Origin of the sequence: Aliivibrio sp. SR45-2 (assembly GCF_963890165.1) — a bacterium.
In the GTDB taxonomy this organism is placed as follows: domain Bacteria; phylum Pseudomonadota; class Gammaproteobacteria; order Enterobacterales; family Vibrionaceae; genus Aliivibrio; species Aliivibrio salmonicida.
In genome coordinates this window covers 76,167-96,666 of the sequence record NZ_CAWPRC010000022.1, presented here as the reverse complement: position 1 = coordinate 96,666, position 20,500 = coordinate 76,167, and the positions used below count along the sequence as shown (strand labels likewise).

Here is a 20,500-nt window from a genome sequence, read left to right as displayed (position 1 = left end):
CTTTTAAATCGGCCACCGATTGATGATCCATGATGATATGAATGCCTTTATCTCGTGCGGCCCCTAATCCTTCGATGGCCGCTTTTGATAAGTGGTATTTCAGCTCGGCTAAAAAAATGGCGATGGGTCTGGGTTTGGTTTTTACACGGTCACGCTCTTCGGCCAATTGAAACAATCGAATTAAAATCATGCGTTGTGCAATGATAACTTTACTGTTGCGCATTGAGCCGATGAAGTAGCAGCACCCCCCGTTATCAAAAATATCTTTTAAGTTTAATCCGCCAATGGCATTGATGGATTTAACCAAGGCAAGCTCTTCCATTTTTCCATGAAAGGCTTTTGCTGATTCAACAAGGCTTTGGACATGATCACTGTTAAATAATGACTCAATGGATCTTCTTTCTTCTGTGCTGGCGAGTTGAGGTGACTCACGAGCGGCTTTTCTATCAGCGATACGATAGAAGTCGGCGATGTCGCCTTTTTCGGCCAAACTTAATCCGGCCACGAGTAGTTCTTCAATTTGATCTTCATTAATGCCTGCAAATAAATCGAGTTGATATTCTTTACGATTCAGATCGATTAAATAAAAGGGTTTTTTAGCTTTCTCACATGCATATCTAAATAAATGGGGTGCCCATTCGTCGTTTTTTGGATCCATAACAAAGACACCCTCATCAGCCATAATGCTCTGATAAAGCAGCATCCCTGAAGCAACCCCTTTACCTGCGCCTGTGGTTCCTAAAATATCGGCGTGTTGGCTTTGCCAATCCGCCATTGGGATGAATTGAGCTTTCTGATATCTATCCAACCCAATAAATAACCCTTTAGTAATATCAATGTGATCCAGTGGATTGTAATCAATGGTTTCAGGTAAAAACTGACGAATGTTTCTCACGTCCGTTCGCTCTTCTCGAACGAGGACTGATTTTTTTGTTAAGTCCGTTTTGATTTTATTTTTTAACGGTGAAAGTTGACGACGAGCGACGATGTGAAGTGTCATTCCAACGAACAAACTTGGCCACAATAAATACGCTTTCCATGAATATTCAACCGTAACAACGTGATCGAGTTGGGCGTTTTGGATCCAAATCAGAACCCACGGGATCGTGATGTTTGAAAGCGTACCAAAGATAAAAAATAAAACTGATACGGCGATGAGGGCGCGACGGGTGATCGTCTCTTCTCGTTCGGTTTTTGGTTTGTCGAAGTAGATCGTGGGTAGACCCACGCCTGCCAGTAAAGAGATAAGCCATCCCCAGGTGTCGGTGAATGAGTAGAGTGCCGACCCTGTAAGAATGGCGATTTTAAAGAGCGTGAATTCGATGAACTCGAACATGGTGAATAACCTCAACATATTGTGATTCTCGGCTCTACCGCTTGGCTCTTGCTCTTGGCTCTATAGGGAAGCCAAGCCGTGGAGCCGAGAGCAAGAGCCGAGAGAGAGAAAAATAAAAAGCGAGAAGAGGCACTCGCTTGCGAGTTAAAGATACATAAAAAACGTGTTTTTTCAGCCTCTTAAGGTCAAGGTCAACAGACATCTCCCCTCTGTCCTGAACGTCCGACAGGGAGTAAGTCAAGAGCGCGCAAACCGTATCGCTACGCGAGACCAAGCCCCTTTTGAAGGTGATTTCTGCTTCTTTTGGCCGTGTCGTTCCTAACTTGCTCAAAATTAGCCTAATCATCTACCAAAACGGGCTTGGTCTCGTGTTACTCAACGGTTGTGCGGGGCAAGCCCCCAAAATAAAACGCCTCTGGGGAGGCTCGTGCTTTACGCTTGGGCTACACGTTTATTTCGGCTCCCCCGTCTAACTTGGTTTCGCGGGGCTCAACGCAGCGTTAGATGCTTCGCACTGAAAAAAAGAGTACCAATTTCGCTACGCTCTTCCCCCCACGATGGGGGACGCTTTCAGCGATTGACTCTTTTTTTAAGCAGGACAAACTAAAACTTCTCTCGTGCGTGGCACGTCGTCGTTAAGTTTGAAAAACAGCTCACTTTCTCGCTTGGGCTCGTTGTGTTTCACTTGAGCATTCGAGCCATTTAGCAATCCTTAAGGATTGAAATGTCGCTCTTATTTTTTAGAGAAAGACGAGAGGGTGACGAGAAAAAAACAGAGAAGAAAAAGCGAGGAAAGGACGTGATTGAAAAGACAGAAAGAGCGATTTAAAAAAGCAAAGGCCTTGCTATGTCGAATAGAGGGTTTCCAGTGAAATGCGTTTTTTCATGGCTTCTATTTTCGTTTTATTGGCCGCCGTTTCTGGATACTCAAGCAAGCTTGAGTAGAGTTGGAGGATTAACCTCTCGATGTCTCTGTTGTTATCATTGACGATAGAATCGAGTAAAGCCTCATTGGATAAACGAGAAATGAATTCGTCTTTATCACAAAACAAAGAGAGATTATCGTAACCAATCCCTTCGATAATTTTACTTATTTCGCAGCCGCTTAATTTATCAATCTGACTCATCGTTATGACTCCTTTCTCAGAAAGTCGGATAATTCTAATCCATTTTCAAGGGCTTTTTTTATGACGTTTGGTGTGTCACCTTTGCCATTCCATTGTTTCATTTCACCGTCTTTTTCGTAGTGATAAATGGGATTGGTTTGTGGTTTGTCGGTGGCTTCTTTTACGGGTTTCTTGTTGGCTTTGGATTTGCCTGTCATGAGTTTTGAGAGAGCCGTAAAGTCGATGCCTTTCTCAATGATGTGTTGTTTGAATAGCTCAAGCTCTTGCTGTTTTAGTGCGTCCTCTTCGGCTTTTTTTTGGAGTGTGGCTTTAATTTCATCGTTCAATAGAGTGATGTTATTAAGTACGCTTTCACGTTGTTTTAGTGTGGCTTGGTTAAGTGCTTTACGAAGCGTTCGTGTGTTTAAGAGTGTTTTTAATACTGGAGTCATAGGAGATCCTTTGATGTTAAGAGTTAGTTTTTGAGGGTTGGTTGTTGAGCTCGATGAGATTCTTTTCTAAATGCTTTGTGATTTTCGAGTCACTTCACGTTCGGTACATGTTCAATTTGTTGTATCAACGTACAGTGGAGGCAGTTGATTTGATGAGGGTTTGAAATGAGAAATGAACGCGCTTACGTTCCGTTTTCTTGTGTTTTCAACGACAATAAAATGTCACATACAGTGTATGAATTAACGAGCAATGATCTCCCGTATCGTTATGTTTATCTGGTGTGTGTCGTTAAAGATAATGGGGAGCGACTACACGTTCTTAATGGGTTTTTTATTAACACGAATATTAATAGAAATGATGAAAGGTATTTATCAATGTTGGTCCAAGGGTATTCACATCTTGAGGGGGTTGATAGTGCATTGTTGGATCGTGTTTCATTTTTATCTTTGAAGATAAAAATTGAAGGGGCTCAATATATCAACGAAGAAGAGGGACGTTGTTTGATGAAGTACCAATATCAGGCGTTAGTTAATAAGGGGATGACTTCATTTAAAGGCTCAGTACACAGGTTTGTGTAGAAAAAATTATATTTTTCTTTTTAAGCTAGAGTATTTCTCTTTTTATAACTATATGTTAATCATCGGTTATTATAAAAAGGATAGAGAAGTGAGCGCAGATATCCATATTATTTATGACATCTTGGTGTCATGGAAGAACCCGAAAACGTATTCTGATTTAACGAATGATTATAAACTTAAAACGAGAGAGTGGTATTCACCTCAGTCTTGGGAAGTCTCCTTGAGTCAGCTAAATCAACGACTCGCAGAGGTTGGTGCGCCAGCGTTAAGTGCGCTTGTTGTTTCTCAAACAACAAATGAACCGGGGCCGCGTTTTTGGGCGAGTGCATCTAATGTACCGGCAAAGCATAACAACCCACTTAAAAGTCACTTTTTGTGGCAAGAGATCCTTAAACAAGTACTTATTTATCCATGGCCAATTGAACTTCCCACGAATGATAAGTGATCGGGCTTTAGTTTATTTCGTGCTCCATGGTTTGAGGATTAAACGTAAAAACGGGAATGAATTTTCCGTTTTTAATTTCCGTGATTTCGGTTATTCGTCTGCCGTAGTCGGCATGACGACTGGCGTGGATCAGGACATTTACAGAGCCCATGATTTGTTTTTCTGCTAACTCAAAACTAATCAGGCCTTGGCTTGCAATGAGATACTGTAAGCGCGATACCGCATCAATTGTGTTGTTGGCGTGAATGGTGGTCACACAACCTGAGTGGCCCGTGTTGATGGCTTGCAGAAAGGCATCGGCGGCCGCCGCTTTTCTTATTTCACCGACCCATATTCTGTCGGGCCTCATACGAAGGGCGGTTTCAATCAGATTCTTCATTTCGACTTCACTGCCTTTTCGATTCGGGGCTTCGAGTGATACGCGATAGCGCAACCAATCTAAATACAACTCTTGAGTATCTTCACAAGTAATGATGCGCTCGTTCAGAGGAATGAATCGCGCTAAGGCGCGAAGCAGTGTTGTTTTTCCTGAGCCGGTATTTCCAGAAACGATGAGGTTGCTGCCTTGTTCAATGTGTCTCTGTAAGGTGTTGGCCATGTCAGCGCTCAGGGTTTTAAACTCAACCAATTGTTCAAGACTGATTAAGTCTTTGGGTGCCACACGTAACGTGATGGTTGCGCCTTGAGGCGTGACGCTTGGCATGGTGCAACACAATCGAGAACAATCTGGCAATCTTGCGTCCATGATGGGGGATTCATCGGTTAAGGTTTGGTTGAGGCACAGTGCAATTTGAGTAATGAGGTTTTGAAGCGTTTGCTCATTGCCAAAGGTGCTGTCAGTTTTTTCTATTTTTCCATTTCTCTCGATGGAAATCGAATCAAACCTATCCACAAAGATTTCGGTCACGCCTTCACATTGAAACCACTTTTTAAGGGGTTTGAAATTATCTTCAACCCATTGCCATTCATACTGCTTAGCAATCGGCACCTCACCAAAGATAGTACTTATTGTGTTATTCATTGATAATGTCCATGTACAGGTTGTGCGTATTTTTTGTGGATAAGATTAGTAGTACGACGTTTTCCCAAAGAGAAAACCGTTCTTATAAATCTCGGTGTAATTGAGGGTATGCGTGCAGCCCGTCGGTGTGCGCGTGCCATTTTTTGAGCTATAGCGACATTGACGGTCTTTGATTATTTTCTCTTCAATGTGTTGAGAAAAAAGACAGCCATTTTTATCATGACGTGCACACACCGTATGCGCGGGGATGACGGCAGCAACGCCCGTTTTATTGGTGTAAACGTCTCGAACTGGAGGGCCAACCTCCGTTTCTTTTTGGCAAGAAGACCACCTCGGCATCGCCGGTTGATGTCTTAACGTTCGTTTTCTAAATTCTCGGTGGGGTCCATCGCACCCTTCACCAAACCCTGTCGGTAAACACATCCAAATGGCACAGGCGTCATCAGAGGCGGCCATTAATGGTGGTGAGTAAGTGAGTGAAATAAAGAGAGGTAGGCACAAAAGAAAAGAGAGCGGTAGGTGTCGTTTCATCATTGGTATCCTTGATAGTAATGCATGACTTTTTTTATGTAGTTTCGTGTTTCTTTAAATGGCGGGATACCGCCATATTTTCTGACGTTTCCCTCTCCCGCGTTGTACGCGGCCAGGGCTAACTCAATACTGTCGTATTGACCAAGCAAACGAGACAGCAAAGCCGTGCCTCTTTCTATGTTTTCTTTGGGATTAAAGGGGTCAATGCCCGTCGAGTTCATGTCCATTAACTGCATTAACCCTTTGGCGCCTTTGTGACTCTGGGCGTTTGCATTGAAATTACTCTCCTGTTTGATGATGGCCAAAATTAATGAGCTAGGAACGCCATAGACTTGGCTGCTTGTTGTGATTAACTCGCAATGTTTTGGGCACGCCCGTAACGGGCTTGAGCGAGAATAGGTTGACGTCCAGCCGTCATAAGAGCGGGCGCTGGCATAAACAGAAGACGAAAGGGTGCTCAGCATGAGCGCGATGGCCAATGCCGTAAATGAATGTGTCATAAAGAGCCTTTGTAGAAGCCTAACGCACTGCGCTTGTTGCACACTTAGCTCAAGTAAATCATGACTGATTTATCTCATTAAGCGTGTAAATTAAAGATGCAGTGTGTAGGTATGCCAGTGGGTAAGAGGGGTATTGGTTAAGCTGGGTGATTTTTTTAGGTGTTTATAATACATCAGCATCAAGGTGCCCAGTGGAAAGGTAACCCAGTGAGAGACTTTGGATTGTACCGTAATGTGGTGTTTTTCTAATTGAGTAATAAAGTGATGCATTGCTCTCTGTTTTTTTCCTTTAAAAAACAAAGGAGAGGAAAGGGTGATGGTGGTTATTCCTTTTTTCTTCAGTAAGTCAGTCAATTGCAACAACTCAATAAACGTTTGCCGATTAAATGCCTGGTCTATTGTCGATAAGTGTATTCGCACGTGGTGAGGTTGAATGATTGAGGTTTCTACTGCCAATAAACTGTGCCGGTGTTTTCTTGCGATGAGTGGGATGGTCAGTAATAACGTGGGTAAGAGTAAGTACAGAGGAAGAAAAAACCAAGGTACGTGATTAATAATGGCATTGAGCAGAAGAAAAAAGGTTAAGGGTGTCACTTTTGCGGCTTGCTTTAAGGCGGTGTATTGATAGTTCGCATCAAGAGCAATACGTTGATTGAGCAAGCCGAACTTTGGAAACAGCAAGAACGACGCTGAGCCAAAAATAAGTAAATAAAGAATGAGTTCAAACACCATAGGCCGCTCCTTGGTCGGTTAACTATTGATATATAAAGCGTAGTGGGTCACACGCCCTTTCACAAATAAAAGTAAGAAAGTCCTGTGTATTAGGAATGTTTCCGTCGAAAAGTTAGCGGATTTACTCGCCTTTTTTCTCTTTTGAAAGGGGGGCTTGGGTTGATAAACTGTGGGTCTTTTTGGCTTGGAGGCGCCCTTTTTGTGGAGGGAATTTATTATTCCAAGTGGCTAAAGTCAGTAAAGAAACATAACCATAAGTGTCTAAATCTTGTTTGAAAGCGTATAGGCTGGTTTTTCGTTGATCCCATTCATAAGCCATTCGGTTGTTCTCTCCAGTAATGATCGGCAAGCGCTCTGAGCTCTTGCTCATCCCTAATGATGTGTTCATTAGTGTAGAGATCTGGGTGTAAATTTTGGGGTTCATAATTACTCGGTTTTCCAGTCTTACTGTTTACTACCCAGGAAAGATAAGGGTGTTGCTCTCCAAGCAATTGTGTTGAGACGCTGCGTTGAAAAATGCCGAGAACCTGACCGAACGCTTTATACGTGCATCGTCTTTTTTCATTATTTAAAAATAGGAGTAGCTTATGGGCTTGCTTCTTTTGATCTATTGTTACCATTTTATCTCCTTGGATCTTCTTATTGGGCTTTAATGTTCTGAACCACTGTTTTTTCTTCTATAAAAACCAAACCCACTGAATAGAAGTAAACTCAACAGGCCAAATGAACCGCCGTCACTGGAGCTTGAGCCATTATCGATAACCGGTACGGGTTTGTTTATTTGAATGACTTCATCGCTGCGACCTAAGATGAGATTGCCTTCTCCCCCTTGACTCTCAATCACATACGTACATTTATCATAGGAATTAATTTCTCCGTTTTCAATACAGGTTCCTCCGATAATTTGAACGTCCCCTGATGTGTAAGCACTGTCAGTGACCGTGTTTTGATGCAGAGATTGAACCGTTATCGTGGCTGATCCATTAGAGGTGTTGGCAAGAGTTGGGTAGTGCCAGCCATCGATAGTTTGGCGAATGAACGCCTCGGCATAATGTAAGTTGGTGCCAAAGGTCGTTGTTCCATAAATACTTTTATTGATGGCCACAATCTCATTATTATTGTTTAGCCATGCGCCGCCGCTGTCACCGCCTATGCCTTGGCCTTGGTTGGCAAAAAGTCCATTAATTACTTGCTGGTAGGTTGGGTCAAATTCAGCATTGACTGTTGCATAATGAAGGGGGATATCAGCGTTACTGGTTGAGCCAAAACCGAACAGTGTTAACGTATCGGCATCTTGTACAGTGTTTTTGGTTAAATCTGAAAAATAATGAATTTGAGTTGTTTTTCGTGAGTTTTGAAGTGACCACAAAGAGACATCAACTTTAGCCCCTGATAAATCCCAATCAGGATGGTCGCTACGTTGGGTGCTAGCGACAATGGTATGATCTGAAAATCGGATCATATCGGGCTCATCACAATGAGCTGCGGTTAAAATAAATTTTCCCGCGATGAGGGTTCCTGTGCAGTTCATGGTGACCATGTCTTGATAATTATTCCAATCAACGGCCGTGCCATCGGTGATTGCATAAACATTGTTTGATATCGCCATTATCAGGAGTGTTTTTTTTATGTGCTTCATGTTGCTAGCCCTCTTATTTTATAAATTATAGTGTATCATTTTTTGATTGAAAAATAGTCAGTTGCCGTTATTTTGGTTATGATCTTTTGGTCTAAAAAACGCTTTGGTTATGATCAAGAAGAGGGCGGCGTTAACCGCCTCTCTGGATGATGTTCTTATTTTAAAATAAGCACTTTTTGGATGGTAATTTTGGCTTGAACACTGCCCCAACGTTGGTCGGATTGTTTATGACCTCCGCAGTTTTTGCTGCTTGATTGCTCGCCTCCTCTGACTTGAGACCCCGTAAAAATGGCATTGGCAGTGGCACTGAGTCCACAAGTGGATTCGGTGTTGGTAACGGTGGCAAGGGTTAAACTGCCACTGTTTATGGGGAAAGTTGCAGAGCCTTCACTGGTTTGCACCATCACCATCTTGGCATTGCCTGGAATGGTGATACTGCTTGTGGTGTTTCCTGAGTAAAGCTCTTTCCATTCTTCGGTTCCAATATCTGCTAAATCAGTGGCGGTATAGCCTTTTGCTGGCGGTGGAGCCAAGGCCTTCATTTTGACGTTGTAAGCAGATTGGTCTTTTACCGCATCCGCATAAGTGACTTTGGCGCTTGCTAGTGGACTAAGGGTTAAAGCCAGAAGACTGGCCATGAGGGTGATTTTTAACATAGGGATTTCCTTATGGGTTTATGGGGTTTTGCATTGGGTTAAGGCGATGACATAACCAGAATGATTAATTTGGCTTGTACCACTGCTGTTTTTTACAATGTTATCGAGACCCACACGCCACTGCGTAGCGGTGGTTGATTTTAAGTACGCACGAATGCGTCCTGTACTTTCTGTGTTGGTTGGGGTTGTGATTTCTCCTATCATTAAGTGAATGATGCTCTCTTTTTCATCAGGGCAGTTGGGTCTATCAATGAGCCCGTCGTGCTTGGCTGAGAACGTATTAACCAACCCGTCAGAGACGACGGTTTGGGTACCATTACTGTTTTTAATGGTGACGTCTTTCACGTTCGTTATGGCAAAGTTACCGCCCACATCCCAATCATCAAGTAAGGTCGAGTCATCGCCACTTCGCTTCACCAACCCGTCATACGCAAAGGCCATGTCAGGGCGAGTTACGTATAACGTAATGAGATTATTCGGCTCGTTATAAGTCAGGTTCGGTAATTGAGTGAGCATGGCTAAAGACATGCTGTGCTCAGCACTGAATGCGAGTGACGTTGGATCGGGCAGGGTGAACGTTAATACCGCACGATAGGTATCAACACCGGTTGGGGTAATGAACGCTTGGCGCTCATACGTGATGACGCCCCATGGGCTTTGATCTATGTTCATGCAATACCCTTGCACGTTGTCGGCGGGTAAGCAGGTGGGGACATAATCGCCTTCTAAGTCACTGAGGGTGGTTGGAAACAGGCGCGACGCATTGATGGGGGTGCCCGCTTGATATTGGTCTGCGTTGTAGGCGTGGATTTGATGGGTTAAAAAAAGTAATCGATTGTAGAACGAATCAGCGTCTTCTTTGATGCGTTGTTTCTGAGTTTGCTCGCCATACAAGATAAACGCATAAGAGAGAAAGCTCAGTGCAATCAATAACCCCACCATGGCCACAAACCCCCCTTGTTTTTTTGGGCTTTGCATTAGTGATCCTTATTGGAGGCACCCCGTGGCGTTATCAATGTGTTGAAAGTCAGCACGTTGGTAACCTAAAGGGCGTTGGTAGTAAAAAGTGGTGTCATCGCGTGAGTCAGGGGTAAGGTAACGGGCGACAGCGCTTGTGTTGAGTTCGGTGAATGAAAAACTCACGTTTAATGAGTGAGGCGTTGCGGGTGCTAGATGGTCATATTGAATATCATAGGTGCCCAATTTATCCATTAACTCGATGTCTAACTCAGTAGGGTCAAGGCTTGGCTGAGCCAAGCATTTTGAGTCTAACACTTGCTTTGCGTAGTGATGCTGAGCCTCTAGCGTCAGCGCATCAATGTGATTTTCTATTGATAACGCATCGACTTTATTGCTGAGTGTTGAGCTCAAACTCAGGGACAGGACGACAAACAAGGAGAGAAAGACAAGGGTGCGAAGCATATCAACACTGAGTAACCCTTGCTGATGCACCATAATTAAAAGGACATTGTGACACGGTCAGAGCCCGTGCTGATGGTTGAGCACCCAGCCGCTTCAATACAGCCTTCGCGGGTACTCGGCGCCATGGTATCGGCAATGTCCGCCAGGCGGTCTGTGTCATTGGGCAGCGTCGCCACGATATCAAACAGTCCTTTTGAGGCGTTCACACTGACCGTCCAATCTCCCCCAAACGAGTTGGTCGATTTCCCATCCCCTGATAAGCCACAAATTGAATCACTTAAATCGGTGACGACGCAGATTTTCTCTAGGCTAACGCCTTCGTAGTTCGGTCGGCGTTTTTTCCAATCGCGGGTGGCGCTGATGATGTTGGATACGTCGGTGCTAAATTGAATTTTATTCCATTTATAGGCCAGTGTTGGGCCCTGTGAAATGATGAAGATAAGCGCAATGATGATAAAGCCAGATATCAGCATGGCATCCACGCTCATCGCGCCGCGTTGAGCGAAGGTATTCGGTGTTTTTTTCATAGTCTGTCTCTCTAAAAATAAGGGGGAATTAATTACAGTCGTTGCTGTGTTGCGATGGTAAAAATAAGGGAGATAAGCCCACCGGCACTGAGGGCGAAAACCATCGCCGCCAGTATTTTTAAGGTGTTCTTTGCAAGGGTTTCGATAAGCGCGACTTCATGCAGCAACAGCTCGCTGTGCATGTCGGCGCTCTTTTTTAAGGTTTCAGGGGTTTTTCCTATTTCTCCGAGTTGGGCCAAGGTGTCTTGCTCTTCTTTGTTGAGCAAACCCACATCAAAAATGGCACCAATGTTGGTGATGCCTGCGCGTATTTGATTGAGCATTCTTGCTGTGTGCCACACCACATAAGGGGGCGCGCTGTCTTGGTAGTGAATGAGAGCGTCTTTTAATCCAATGCCAGCCAGAGTTTGGTGGCTAATGGAGGTTAAAAAGTGCGCCGTATGAATGAGGCGGTATTGACGAAAAAGAAGGACGTTATCCAGTTTTTTTCGGTTGGGGTTGACCCATTTGGGCAGCGCCACAACGAGTGCTATTGATAACAGTATTAATATAATGAGAAGCACACCGCCATAGTCGATAAAAAACCGCCCGAATGAATCGGCAAAAGACGCGAGGCTTCCCCATCGTCGTTTTGGCAGTTGCTCCTCAAGCATGGGAAACAAAAACCGAGCAATCAGGGCGCTGGCACCGAGTAGGGCGATAATGCCTACCATGGGCCCCGCGAGGGCCTTGGCCAATACCGTGGTTGACGTGCTTTGGGTTTCAATGGCGTTGAGCGCATCCTTAAGTCCTTGTTGAAAATCCCCAATGTGCTCACCCGCCAGCAAACTCTGATACGCGATGGGGGAAAGCCATTCTTTTATGCCTTGTGAAAAGCCGGCACCCGCGCCCAATGAGCGTTTGATGTCCGTGGCCACTTGTCGCTCAGTGTCATCCCCATAGGTGATGATTTGGTTAATGATGGCTTTTTGATGCAATCCAGCACTGGAAAGCCGCTCTATCTTATGCAGAAATTTGGCTTGTTTTTTTGCGTTGAATTGACGACTTTTTTTCCATGAAGCAATGTCCATTTATTCCTCCTTAAAAAAGCCGTCATACACATTGGTCTTAGTGTCCACCAAGAGGTCATTGACTCGGCCCGCGCACGTTAATACATCCATCTCACCGCGTTTTATTTTCAGCAGTGCATGATCCTTTACAGACTTAAACCCTTTTTGTTGTAAGGCGGTTTCCCAGCCTAAGTAGTCTTGATTGAAAATGAATTGGCGGTCTTGATTGTCCAAGACAATCATTTCCACTAAAGAGGTTCGGCCTTTTTCCCCTTGGGTGCAGTGCTCACAGCCTGTTGGGTTTTTGTAACGAATGCCGTCAAGATGGCCATCCAATTCGCTGTGCCACTGGTTTATCTTGGCAAGCGTTGTCTCTTCATAATGAAGAGACAACGCTTCATGGGGTAATTTGCAATGAGGGCAAAGGGTACGAACCAAGGTCTGATAGACCCAGAGTTTCATTAGGTTGGGCGCGGCAATGACCGCTTTGGGGACGTGCATTTGTTCATTTAAGGTGTGAGCAATCCCCATGGCGCTGGAGGTGTGCATCGTGGTAAACATAATTTGGCCTGTTTCCCCTTTGCGACACACGCTCATGGCGCCTTTTTTGTCTCGCATTTCCCCATGCGATTCAATGTCCACATCATGACGCAGTAACGCTTTGGCATGAGTGAAAAAGCCATCGGCGTCATCCCCAAGATTGATGACCGAGGTTTGAATCACCCCTAAATCAAATTCCACCGGATCCTCTAAGCTGTTAATCGAGCGGCCTTGGTCTTTTAACTCACTAAGGGTCGCAGCGATGGCCGTGGTTTTTCCTGAGCCCACTTGGCCTGTGAGAATGCACACGCCAGAAGGGCTATTGGCAAAGTCTCGCATGGCGAGAACGTGGCCAATTTCCCAACCCAGCTCATCAAGGTGTGGAATGGTTTCGTCTTTATTGAGCCAACGAAGGGTCACTTGCCCACCTTTGTCTTTGGCGGGAATGTACGCGGCACGCCAAATGGTGTCACGTTTCACCCCATCACACTCAAGGGTTAAAATAACACGACCGTTGTTGATTTTTGACACATAGAAATCGTCGTCCTTATCGACCGCAAGCTCGTTAAACAAATACCCAAACAAAGCCAAACCATAGCGGTACTCAGGAATGTTCTTGTCCATGTAAACCAGTTGGCCATCGACACGAGCCAATAAGCGAGTTTCGTTTTTATACAGCTCAATATGAACATCAGAGGAGCCTTTATTAACGGCGTTTTGCAATAGACGTCGAACACGGCGCGCCACTTCCGATTGTTTGTCGTCATCGAGCACCACACTCGACTGGGTCTCTTGGCTCTCTTCCAACACCCTTGTGATGACGCTTTGCTCACACAGAATGACGTGAAGGCGTTTGCCCAGGGCATCCTCCAGAAGGGAGGGCGTTTTGGTGACAAGCGCCTTAATTTCATTGATGGCAGGGCTGGTAAAATCAGACGTATAAATATCCCCGTCTTGATGAAGCAGGGCATTTTGGTGAGTAAAGTAAATGGATTTAAGGCCATCGTTGCTCACAAGGTTAGTTAATTCCATTCACCTCTTCCTCTTCATTGTCCGAGCGCTTGATGGTTGGTTTGGCCATGTAACGGGTAATACGTTGGCCGTTATCGTTAAATATCACGGCGTTTTTAGTGATGTCATCAACCACAAGGTGATTGAGGCGGGCGCCTTTTTTAATCGGAATGAGTTGGCCTTCAAGCTCAACCCACGCGACAACGCGGTCGTCTCTTTTAAAGATGCTTTTGACGGTGATGCCTTGGGTCATTGAGAGCGTTTTAAACTGTGGGACTACGTTAATCACTGGTTTTTTTTCAACGGGCGCCTTGGGTGGGTTGGCGATGAGATCATAAGTTTGTGAGGCCTTTTTCTCTTCAATTTTCGCTTTGAGCTCACGGGTCTTAATGTCACTGGCATAGGCTTGCTGCAGTGAATCAAGAATGTCGTTGGTTTCTTTAGTGATAGGTAGAACAATAACGGTTTCTTTGGGTATTTTTTGATGCGCCTTTGGCGTTTGATTTTGGGTTTTTTGTTGCTCCCAGACTTGTCGTTGAAGGGCTAACGTGTCGTGGGTTTTGCTTTTACTTTGGTTATCAATGCTCGATAGCAGAAGGTGTCCACTCATCGCAATGGCGGCGAGAACCATCAGTGAATACCCTATTTTTTTCTTGGGGTTCATGGGGTGACTCCTTGTAGAGTGAGGTGTAATTGCCCAGATAAAAGAGCGCCCTTGTCCAGACTAAGATCCAGTTGATTGAGCGTGAGCATTGAGCTTTGTAGTGACTCACTCAATGTTGATAGTGCGCCCAGTGGCAATCCGGTAAGGGTGAGTTGGTAGTCATGAAGGCGTCGCTGTGTGGTTGAGCTGGCCTCTGGCATGAGTGCAACCACAATCCCCAGCAGTTGCCATTGTTGAATCAGCTGTTGCTCATTCTCTTTGTTGTAGATAGGCAATTCACGATACGCGTGGTACGTCGCTAAAGGCAGGTGAAACTCGCCTTCTTTTTTTGAGTAGTAGCTCATTTGTGTGGGATGGCGTTGTTGCCACTGCGTCCATTCCTTACGATTACTGGTATTAAGTAACGTAAGGCTCATGTCGAGCCGTTTGTCGTTAAGCACAATCTTGTTGGCCTCAACGCCATCGGGCATAAGCGCGCCCATCACAAGAGCACGCTCGGCATTGTTGAGGGTCGTCGATGGAATGACCGCGTCTTGATAGGCACTTAGCCATTGGGCTTCTGGACTGAGTGTTATCACCACTGGTTTGGGTGGTGCATCCTCTGGCATAAGAAAAAAAACACCGGCACCCATCACCATCATCAAAAACACAATCGTATTGATGCGATTGCCTTTGGCTTTGAATTTGGTTAATCGATAAGGACTGAGGGTGCCTTCATCAAAGAGGGGCTGAGAAACAGGCTCGATCTGTTTCTCATCCATCCCCTCCAATGAAGGCAATGTGCTTGAGGTATACACGTGCTTTGCTTGATGAATGTCATAAGAAAAGACGTCCATCAATAACGAGAAGGAGCCGATCTTTTCTTGTAGGACGCCATCGGCGTCCATTACGCAGCCATACCATGAATGACTCTCCCGTTGCTCAAGATAAACCGACAAATGATGCGGTTTATTCAAGCACTCCCGAACGTATTCGCCATAGCAAAGCAATGGCGAGTGGCCATAGTAGCGATGGATGTGCGTCGAGGTAGTGATGAGTTTTTCATATGGGGCGGGGAATTGAGCTCGGTGCAATGGTAACTCATGAGAAGAAAGGGTGGCAAGTGAGGCCAGTTCCATAGTTGTTACTCCACTTTTCTTGGGGTTAATAACACCAAGGTTTCAACGGTGTCGGTACTTGAGCCCGTACCACCAAGCCATGAGCTCCAAAAACTCTCGGTTTTTTCAGCCAAACGACTGGTTTGTTTGATGGAGGCGATGACGTAGGTTTGGCCATAGCGCAATTTGTTGGTAAAGGTGATTTCAGATTTTTGTACCGTTAATAATTGAAGGTCAATGTCGGCGACGTTTTGATCTTCTCGGTTGGTGATTTTTTGCAGTTGACCTGAAATCCTGAGCCACACATGACTGCGTTTGACGTTGGCGGTGATCATCATATCAACGCCTTCCACCTCGGTGTCACGGGTCACACTGGCTGACACGACGCCTTCACTTGAATCACTGGATACTTCGGAGAAGTAAGGGACGACTTGTTGTTGGGTTATTTTTGCCGGTTGATTATTGAGGGCCATGGCGGTGATTGGGGTCTCGGTTGAGACACTGCCTTGTTTTTTCAGCACCGTGATCAAGCTTTCGGTGCCTGACCATTTTCCGGTGCCGGTAAAGGCCAGACCGTATCCGGCCCCTTTTGATACCGTTGTTGTTCCTGGCACAAAAAACTGGAGTAATCCGTTGCTGGTTTCACGAACAATGTTCCAGTCAATGCCGCGCTCGGTGCCGAGGTTGGATTTGAACTCTAAGACGCGAATGTCGAGCATGACTTGTTTTGATAAGGCGGTTTGCGCGTTATCAATTAAGCGATTGACCTCTCTCATCTTATCGGGGGTTGCACGAACGGTGATGCTTGAGAGTGAGGGCGCGGTGGAGACGGCGTTCTCGGCGGCGTCATCGCCCCCAAGCAACTTGACTATTCCATCGGCTATCTCATCGACAATTTGCACTTCATTGTATTCCACGTTTAAAAACTGACCTTCCACTCGGGCCGAATCGGAGTCGCCTTCTTCACCTTGTGAGCCAAGTTGGGCCGAATATTTCCCCGCCGGAATATTGATGGAGAAAGTGTCGGTCACGTATTGCGTGATTTCGAGTCGGTTGGCGTTGGCTGAAATGCCATAACCGGTTTCACGAGAGAGCAGATTTAACACATCCAAGCGCGTGGATGAGAAATTGAGTGAGACCAACTTGTTGGGCTCCACCTCTTCGGAAAACCAAATGGGTAAATGTATGCCATTCATTATCTCTTCAATGACAATCGATAGGGGCATGTCAGAAACGTTCACGGTGATGTCATCGTTGAGCCACGCGGTGTCGATGTCTTGGGTGATAATGGATTGAGAGGCGGGTGGCAAAGTAATGTAGCCGACTTTGTTGCGTTTGGCTTGGGTGGTGTAGTCGCTAATTTCTTGGTGTATCTCGTTGTTCTTTTTTAGGTTGTCTTTGTACTCTTGGGAGCTGCAACCGAGCAACAACAAAGGGACAATCAATAGAATAAAGGGCTTCATTAGTTTTCCTCAAGGATAAAGACTTGATTGGTGGACTCTAAAATCTCAGAGCGCACAGGGTAGGTTGAAAGCACCGTACTTAGGGCGCTATTGATGTCATTTCTTTTGGTCAGCAGATAATATTCCGCCCCAAAGGTGTAGTCATTCAGGGCCAACCAGCTTCGGGCGGCGGTTTTCTCATCACTCCAATGAAAGCCATAATTGATGACGACATTGTGAACCACCGATTGCAATGAGCTGCCTTTGATGTGGGTTAAGCGGGGCTCTTCATCAAAATCATAAATGCCAAGCACATTGTCTTTTTCAGAAGCGGTGAGTCGCAAAGGGGTACGTAAGGTATTGGACAACTGGCTCATGACTTTTTTTAGGGTCCCGTGATAGTCCATGGCCTCAGTGGCCTTGGCGCTCATGGTTTTCATGTGGGTGTCCGTCATTGACCAGACCAGATTGTGATAACCGGCTTTTTTGCTCCATCGTCGTATCGCGACGCGATAAGACTCGCCAGCGCTGAGGCTGAATTGATGCATCTTATTGTTTAATGGTGACGCATTTTTCTCACTGACCTGACTTTGGGCAAGGGCTTGTTTTCTGGCTAAATCCTCGGCGCTTAAGCGCGTTTGTGACGTCACGGTGGGTTTTAAAATGGACAAGTCCATTTCAAGAACGTGGCGAGTGGCAAGCGCAAAATATTCGCCTTGTCCCTGATATTGGTTGTTGCTGCATGCGGATAACAGTAAGGAGAAAGAGCTCAACATAATAAGACGGCGTGCTCTGTGGGTTCTTATTGATAGTTTCATTAATTACCTCGTGCGACACTGAGTAGGCGGTGTTTTTTATCCAGTAGGATCGTGTTGTCACTGCCAATCAATATTTGAATGGCATCGAGAACTGGCATGGTGCGATGCAGCTTTGCGGACGCAGGAATAGGTACGTTAAGCATCGTATTGGCGTTTTTGGGGGCGGGGTATTCCGTCACCACTTGATAACCAAGTGGGGTGATGAGCCAATCAATGGCGTGTCTAACGGTAGTCAACTCGGGTGGCCACACGGTTCTGACGGAGACTTGAAGTGGATCCACATTATTGAGTAGTGGGGCGGCGTTAAGTGTCGTGCAGAAAAAAAGCAGGCCAATGCCTACTTTTATTTTTGTTTTAAGTTGGGTGCGTCTGTTCATAGATAGTCCTCGTAAATATTGCGCCAAGGGGAAAGAAAGACTTCCTCCTCAATCATGATGTTCATGCTTTGCCCCGCACGTAGGGTAATCGTGGGTTTGAGAGATAAGTATTTTTGAGCAAGAGGGGCAACTTGCTCTCGACTGCTTTCACCTACGTCGCCCAAGTAACTGGAATCACTGTCACCGCCAGAGCCGTCTCGACTGGTTTGAGTTCCCACCAAGGCGTAAGCGGCGACCCCAAAGAACTGCGCCATTAAGTGTCTATCGACTTCATCACCAAGGGCGCTAATGCCTTCTCTATCGAGTCCAGATGACTTACTCATGTCGATTTTGTTGCCGTTTGGCAACACAATCCACGGGACGGTAATGCCCATGCGATTGCTGATGGGCTCATTGACGTTGCCAATGGAGACCGATTTCAAAATGACTTGAGCCCCTTTAGGGATGAGAACGTACTCGCCACTGATATCAAACACGTCCTGTGACACCGTGGCTTTAAACGAGCCGGAGTAATCACTGTTGGTTTTGAATATCGTAATGGCGGGGATGAGTGTGCCGATAGGCAGCTTAAGTCGTCCCTCGGTGGAGGCGTTGTAGGTATTTTCTTTGGTAAATCCAACAATGTTGGATGGTGGCTCTGAAAATGACGCTTCTATGTCGCTGAGCTGGCTTCTGTCTAATGTGCTTGTGTCCCCTTTTAAAATGCGCTGCTTGAGCGCGTCGGCTTGTTGCAATCGGCGCGCTATCATTGCCCGCTGCTCATCGCTTGAGAGAAATTCGTCAGGTAACGTCGCGGGTTGGTGCGGTTTTATGTCTTCTTTCGTATCGCTGGTTGATTGAGCCGGTAAGCTCACCGGAGGAGTTAACCCCCAAGTCGAGCGAGTGGACAGTTGCGCGCGTTTGGTTTCCAGTGCCTGGTGCTTTTTCTTTTCTTGCTCAACGGGATCGGGTTGTAAATAATTGCCTACCTCATCGGTTGTCGGTGTGTTGCTCCTGTAGTTGGTGTTGGAAAAAGAGGCCGGAGTAAGCGCGGTGGATTCGGTTGCTGGCGGGCGCTTTGTCACGATGTTATCAAAGACCTTCTTCTCAAAGTTCGCGCTGGTATTGACGCTCGATGAGGGCGGTTGGTATTTGGGAGCAATGTCTTGACTGTTATCCGCCTTATCGTTACTGAGCGTATTAAGCAGAAATAACAAACAAATCCCCCCAAAAACGAGCCCAAAATAGATCATTCCTTTTTTCTTGTTATCGACGGTTTCTTCTTTGTGATCGGCGGTGTCATTCGAGGGGGCAGCAATGGGTGGCTCGGTCTCTTTTTTATCCTTATCCATCATCCATCTCCTTTTTCGATATCACGTTGAAGGCGTTTGATGATGGCGCAGCCTTCCTCAACGGACCAATTGGCGGTCGTGCCATGAGTGTAATGAATGGCTTGCTCTATGTTTTTTTCGTGATGACGCCAATAAGTGTGCTGTTTTTCAAGGGCGTTACTTAAGCGTAAGTGATCGTTACTTTGCATGGCCGAGCCAATAAAATGCAAATTATGGAGCATGTCAGAAAGCCACATGACGGACACGCGTGATGTATTTTCATCTAGCGTCTCTTTTCCACAGTAATTGCTGTTGAGGCGAATGGTCATGGCGATTTTTGAAGTGTAATTTAAGAGGCTCCCCATGTGAGGCAGAAGAGAAAGCGTGGTCATTATAAATTCCCTTTGGTTGAATTGTCTGAGCGAGTGATGGTTAAGCTGACCTCATCCACCCGCAGGGTGAATTGTGGGTAGATACCTGTGATTTTGTACATCGCGTATTCATCAATGTAGTCGGTTGGGGCGATGGCGTTCTTACCACCAATGAAGGTTTCGACGCTTAATATCCCTCGGTTGGGATTGGCTAAGCGAATGTAGGTAAATTGGCCATCGTCATACACATCACTGATGGTGTTGCGTCCCACAAATTCGGTGCCTTCTTCCCATGAATAACGGGTATAAATACGAAAACGGTATTTTTTTAAGGCGGTGATGACGGATTTTTTTCGCTCAAGCTCGGCGGTTTGTTTAACGACATCCACTTGCTTTTCCAATTGGCTAATTCGAGCAATGTCATTACTTGAGCGAGTAGGGACGACGGGTTGTGGCGCACGATGAGCAAACCCTTTGATGGCGCCTCTGGCGTTATCATCAAAAAAACTCGGGGTTGGATCTAACACGATACAGGCCTGATTGGCCTTTAGGTTGGATCGGTTCGCGCTGATGTCAATCACGTTGCCATCATCCATAAAGGCATAAATTAAGGTGCCTTCCCCTTCCTTTAGGGCGGAGTTGGGTTTTAGCACCAGTTGATTCGTACCGACGATCCCCTCAACATCCCATAAGTGATTATTGGAAATGGCGGGTTTGGCGATAAGGTTGGCAGGCAGTTGAATACGGGTGCCCATATTTAAGGCTGATTTTACCGTGACAATGTCCCCGTGATTGAATTTGATTTGTTCACAACGTGCCGCGTGCACGCTAAAACTCGAGGCCCAGAAAAGAGCCAAGATAAAGACAGTCTTCAT

The 20,500-nt window shown here is 45.7% G+C and carries 25 protein-coding genes; 2 read left to right on the top strand and 23 right to left on the bottom strand.

Annotated features, from left to right (window positions below; all coding sequences use genetic code 11):
- From AACV33_RS01380 to AACV33_RS01370, 3 genes are all read right to left on the bottom strand, one after another.
- A partial coding sequence (locus AACV33_RS01380; protein ID WP_182699743.1) for an MFS transporter occupies window positions 1-1,336 on the bottom strand: 1,336 nt, incomplete at its 3' end.
- 845 nt (window positions 1,337-2,181) lie between these two features.
- A complete protein-coding gene (locus tag AACV33_RS01375; protein ID WP_182699742.1) occupies window positions 2,182-2,463 on the bottom strand; it encodes a hypothetical protein in 282 nt (93 codons plus the stop codon).
- 2 nt (window positions 2,464-2,465) lie between these two features.
- Window positions 2,466-2,894: an H-NS family histone-like protein gene (locus AACV33_RS01370; RefSeq protein ID WP_182699741.1), complete on the bottom strand. Its 429-nt coding sequence runs from the start codon at window positions 2,892-2,894 to the stop codon at window positions 2,466-2,468.
- A 165-nt stretch (window positions 2,895-3,059) separates the two neighbouring features.
- Between AACV33_RS01370 and AACV33_RS01365 the strand changes: the two genes are divergently transcribed.
- A complete protein-coding gene (locus AACV33_RS01365; protein ID WP_182699740.1) occupies window positions 3,060-3,473 on the top strand; it encodes a hypothetical protein in 414 nt (137 codons plus the stop codon).
- 88 nt (window positions 3,474-3,561) lie between these two features.
- Window positions 3,562-3,918 (top strand): hypothetical protein, encoded by a 357-nt coding sequence (locus AACV33_RS01360; protein ID WP_182699739.1) that lies wholly within the window; start codon window positions 3,562-3,564, stop codon window positions 3,916-3,918.
- Window positions 3,919-3,925: 7 nt separating this feature from the next.
- On the opposite strand, the gene AACV33_RS01355 is transcribed toward AACV33_RS01360, so the two are convergent.
- From AACV33_RS01355 to AACV33_RS01260, 20 genes are all read right to left on the bottom strand, one after another.
- Complete coding sequence (locus tag AACV33_RS01355) at window positions 3,926-4,939, bottom strand: CpaF family protein (RefSeq protein ID WP_182699738.1); 1,014 nt, start codon at window positions 4,937-4,939, stop codon at window positions 3,926-3,928.
- A 45-nt stretch (window positions 4,940-4,984) separates the two neighbouring features.
- Window positions 4,985-5,473, bottom strand: coding sequence for a hypothetical protein (locus tag AACV33_RS01350; RefSeq protein ID WP_182699737.1), 489 nt, complete (start codon window positions 5,471-5,473; stop codon window positions 4,985-4,987).
- Window positions 5,470-5,970 (bottom strand): lytic transglycosylase domain-containing protein, encoded by a 501-nt coding sequence (locus AACV33_RS01345; protein ID WP_182699736.1) that lies wholly within the window; start codon window positions 5,968-5,970, stop codon window positions 5,470-5,472. Before AACV33_RS01345 ends, AACV33_RS01350 begins: the two co-directional genes overlap by 4 nt.
- 90 nt (window positions 5,971-6,060) lie before the next feature.
- Window positions 6,061-6,702, bottom strand: coding sequence for a hypothetical protein (locus AACV33_RS01340; protein ID WP_182699735.1), 642 nt, complete (start codon window positions 6,700-6,702; stop codon window positions 6,061-6,063).
- 121 nt (window positions 6,703-6,823) lie between these two features.
- The gene (locus AACV33_RS01335; RefSeq protein WP_182699734.1) at window positions 6,824-7,126 is read right to left on the bottom strand and encodes a hypothetical protein; all 303 of its coding nucleotides are present in this window, start codon (window positions 7,124-7,126) and stop codon (window positions 6,824-6,826) included.
- 225 nt (window positions 7,127-7,351) lie between these two features.
- Complete coding sequence (locus AACV33_RS01330; protein WP_182699733.1) at window positions 7,352-8,341, bottom strand: trypsin-like serine protease; 990 nt, start codon at window positions 8,339-8,341, stop codon at window positions 7,352-7,354.
- A 155-nt stretch (window positions 8,342-8,496) separates the two neighbouring features.
- Entirely contained in the window at window positions 8,497-8,979 is a 483-nt protein-coding gene (locus AACV33_RS01325) for a hypothetical protein (protein ID WP_182699732.1), read from the bottom strand.
- Window positions 8,980-9,015: 36 nt separating this feature from the next.
- Complete coding sequence (locus tag AACV33_RS01320) at window positions 9,016-9,975, bottom strand: type II secretion system protein (protein ID WP_182699731.1); 960 nt, start codon at window positions 9,973-9,975, stop codon at window positions 9,016-9,018.
- A 9-nt stretch (window positions 9,976-9,984) separates the two neighbouring features.
- Complete coding sequence (locus tag AACV33_RS01315; protein ID WP_182699730.1) at window positions 9,985-10,452, bottom strand: hypothetical protein; 468 nt, start codon at window positions 10,450-10,452, stop codon at window positions 9,985-9,987.
- A gap of 2 nt (window positions 10,453-10,454) precedes the next feature.
- Window positions 10,455-10,946, bottom strand: coding sequence for a hypothetical protein (locus AACV33_RS01310; protein WP_105064469.1), 492 nt, complete (start codon window positions 10,944-10,946; stop codon window positions 10,455-10,457).
- Window positions 10,947-10,978: 32 nt separating this feature from the next.
- Complete coding sequence (locus AACV33_RS01305) at window positions 10,979-12,016, bottom strand: hypothetical protein (RefSeq protein WP_182699729.1); 1,038 nt, start codon at window positions 12,014-12,016, stop codon at window positions 10,979-10,981.
- Complete coding sequence (locus AACV33_RS01300; RefSeq protein ID WP_182699728.1) at window positions 12,017-13,567, bottom strand: GspE/PulE family protein; 1,551 nt, start codon at window positions 13,565-13,567, stop codon at window positions 12,017-12,019.
- Entirely contained in the window at window positions 13,554-14,210 is a 657-nt protein-coding gene (locus AACV33_RS01295) for a hypothetical protein (RefSeq protein ID WP_182699727.1), read from the bottom strand. Before AACV33_RS01295 ends, AACV33_RS01300 begins: the two co-directional genes overlap by 14 nt.
- Window positions 14,207-15,328 (bottom strand): hypothetical protein, encoded by a 1,122-nt coding sequence (locus AACV33_RS01290; RefSeq protein WP_182699726.1) that lies wholly within the window; start codon window positions 15,326-15,328, stop codon window positions 14,207-14,209. The genes AACV33_RS01295 and AACV33_RS01290 overlap by 4 nt, the downstream gene beginning before the upstream one ends.
- A gap of 5 nt (window positions 15,329-15,333) precedes the next feature.
- Window positions 15,334-16,770 (bottom strand): type II secretion system protein GspD, encoded by a 1,437-nt coding sequence (locus tag AACV33_RS01285; RefSeq protein WP_182699725.1) that lies wholly within the window; start codon window positions 16,768-16,770, stop codon window positions 15,334-15,336.
- Window positions 16,770-17,567, bottom strand: a complete 798-nt coding sequence (locus AACV33_RS01280) for a TcpQ domain-containing protein (RefSeq protein ID WP_182699724.1) — start codon at window positions 17,565-17,567, stop codon at window positions 16,770-16,772. Before AACV33_RS01280 ends, AACV33_RS01285 begins: the two co-directional genes overlap by 1 nt.
- On the bottom strand, window positions 17,567-17,944 hold the full coding sequence (locus tag AACV33_RS01275; protein WP_255458505.1) for a hypothetical protein: 378 nt from the start codon (window positions 17,942-17,944) through the stop codon (window positions 17,567-17,569). Before AACV33_RS01275 ends, AACV33_RS01280 begins: the two co-directional genes overlap by 1 nt.
- Complete coding sequence (locus AACV33_RS01270) at window positions 17,941-19,278, bottom strand: TrbI/VirB10 family protein (RefSeq protein WP_255458504.1); 1,338 nt, start codon at window positions 19,276-19,278, stop codon at window positions 17,941-17,943. Before AACV33_RS01270 ends, AACV33_RS01275 begins: the two co-directional genes overlap by 4 nt.
- Entirely contained in the window at window positions 19,275-19,646 is a 372-nt protein-coding gene (locus tag AACV33_RS01265; RefSeq protein WP_182699723.1) for a hypothetical protein, read from the bottom strand. The genes AACV33_RS01270 and AACV33_RS01265 overlap by 4 nt, the downstream gene beginning before the upstream one ends.
- Window positions 19,646-20,500, bottom strand: coding sequence for a hypothetical protein (locus AACV33_RS01260; protein ID WP_182699722.1), 855 nt, complete (start codon window positions 20,498-20,500; stop codon window positions 19,646-19,648). The genes AACV33_RS01265 and AACV33_RS01260 overlap by 1 nt, the downstream gene beginning before the upstream one ends.

Excerpts from the sequence above, each read along its gene's own strand:
- AACV33_RS01375 (WP_182699742.1), bottom strand. The coding sequence starts at position 2,463 with ATGAGTCAGATTGATAAATTAAGCGGCTGCGAAATAAGTAAAATTATC.
- AACV33_RS01270 (WP_255458504.1), bottom strand. The coding sequence starts at position 19,278 with ATGATGGATAAGGATAAAAAAGAGACCGAGCCACCCATTGCTGCCCCC.
- AACV33_RS01280 (WP_182699724.1), bottom strand. The coding sequence starts at position 17,567 with ATGAAACTATCAATAAGAACCCACAGAGCACGCCGTCTTATTATGTTG.
- AACV33_RS01335 (WP_182699734.1), bottom strand. The coding sequence starts at position 7,126 with ATGAACCCCAAAATTTACACCCAGATCTCTACACTAATGAACACATCA.
- AACV33_RS01365 (WP_182699740.1), top strand. The coding sequence starts at position 3,060 with ATGAGAAATGAACGCGCTTACGTTCCGTTTTCTTGTGTTTTCAACGAC.
- AACV33_RS01345 (WP_182699736.1), bottom strand. The coding sequence starts at position 5,970 with ATGACACATTCATTTACGGCATTGGCCATCGCGCTCATGCTGAGCACC.
- AACV33_RS01285 (WP_182699725.1), bottom strand. The coding sequence starts at position 16,770 with ATGAAGCCCTTTATTCTATTGATTGTCCCTTTGTTGTTGCTCGGTTGC.
- AACV33_RS01290 (WP_182699726.1), bottom strand. The coding sequence starts at position 15,328 with ATGGAACTGGCCTCACTTGCCACCCTTTCTTCTCATGAGTTACCATTG.
- AACV33_RS01305 (WP_182699729.1), bottom strand. The coding sequence starts at position 12,016 with ATGGACATTGCTTCATGGAAAAAAAGTCGTCAATTCAACGCAAAAAAA.
- AACV33_RS01315 (WP_182699730.1), bottom strand. The coding sequence starts at position 10,452 with ATGGTGCATCAGCAAGGGTTACTCAGTGTTGATATGCTTCGCACCCTT.
- AACV33_RS01340 (WP_182699735.1), bottom strand. The coding sequence starts at position 6,702 with ATGGTGTTTGAACTCATTCTTTATTTACTTATTTTTGGCTCAGCGTCG.
- AACV33_RS01330 (WP_182699733.1), bottom strand. The coding sequence starts at position 8,341 with ATGAAGCACATAAAAAAAACACTCCTGATAATGGCGATATCAAACAAT.
- AACV33_RS01320 (WP_182699731.1), bottom strand. The coding sequence starts at position 9,975 with ATGCAAAGCCCAAAAAAACAAGGGGGGTTTGTGGCCATGGTGGGGTTA.
- AACV33_RS01310 (WP_105064469.1), bottom strand. The coding sequence starts at position 10,946 with ATGAAAAAAACACCGAATACCTTCGCTCAACGCGGCGCGATGAGCGTG.
- AACV33_RS01325 (WP_182699732.1), bottom strand. The coding sequence starts at position 8,979 with ATGGCCAGTCTTCTGGCTTTAACCCTTAGTCCACTAGCAAGCGCCAAA.
- AACV33_RS01295 (WP_182699727.1), bottom strand. The coding sequence starts at position 14,210 with ATGAACCCCAAGAAAAAAATAGGGTATTCACTGATGGTTCTCGCCGCC.
- AACV33_RS01350 (WP_182699737.1), bottom strand. The coding sequence starts at position 5,473 with ATGATGAAACGACACCTACCGCTCTCTTTTCTTTTGTGCCTACCTCTC.
- AACV33_RS01370 (WP_182699741.1), bottom strand. The coding sequence starts at position 2,894 with ATGACTCCAGTATTAAAAACACTCTTAAACACACGAACGCTTCGTAAA.
- AACV33_RS01260 (WP_182699722.1), bottom strand. The coding sequence starts at position 20,500 with ATGAAGACTGTCTTTATCTTGGCTCTTTTCTGGGCCTCGAGTTTTAGC.
- AACV33_RS01300 (WP_182699728.1), bottom strand. The coding sequence starts at position 13,567 with ATGGAATTAACTAACCTTGTGAGCAACGATGGCCTTAAATCCATTTAC.
- AACV33_RS01265 (WP_182699723.1), bottom strand. The coding sequence starts at position 19,646 with ATGACCACGCTTTCTCTTCTGCCTCACATGGGGAGCCTCTTAAATTAC.
- AACV33_RS01275 (WP_255458505.1), bottom strand. The coding sequence starts at position 17,944 with ATGAACAGACGCACCCAACTTAAAACAAAAATAAAAGTAGGCATTGGC.
- AACV33_RS01355 (WP_182699738.1), bottom strand. The coding sequence starts at position 4,939 with ATGAATAACACAATAAGTACTATCTTTGGTGAGGTGCCGATTGCTAAG.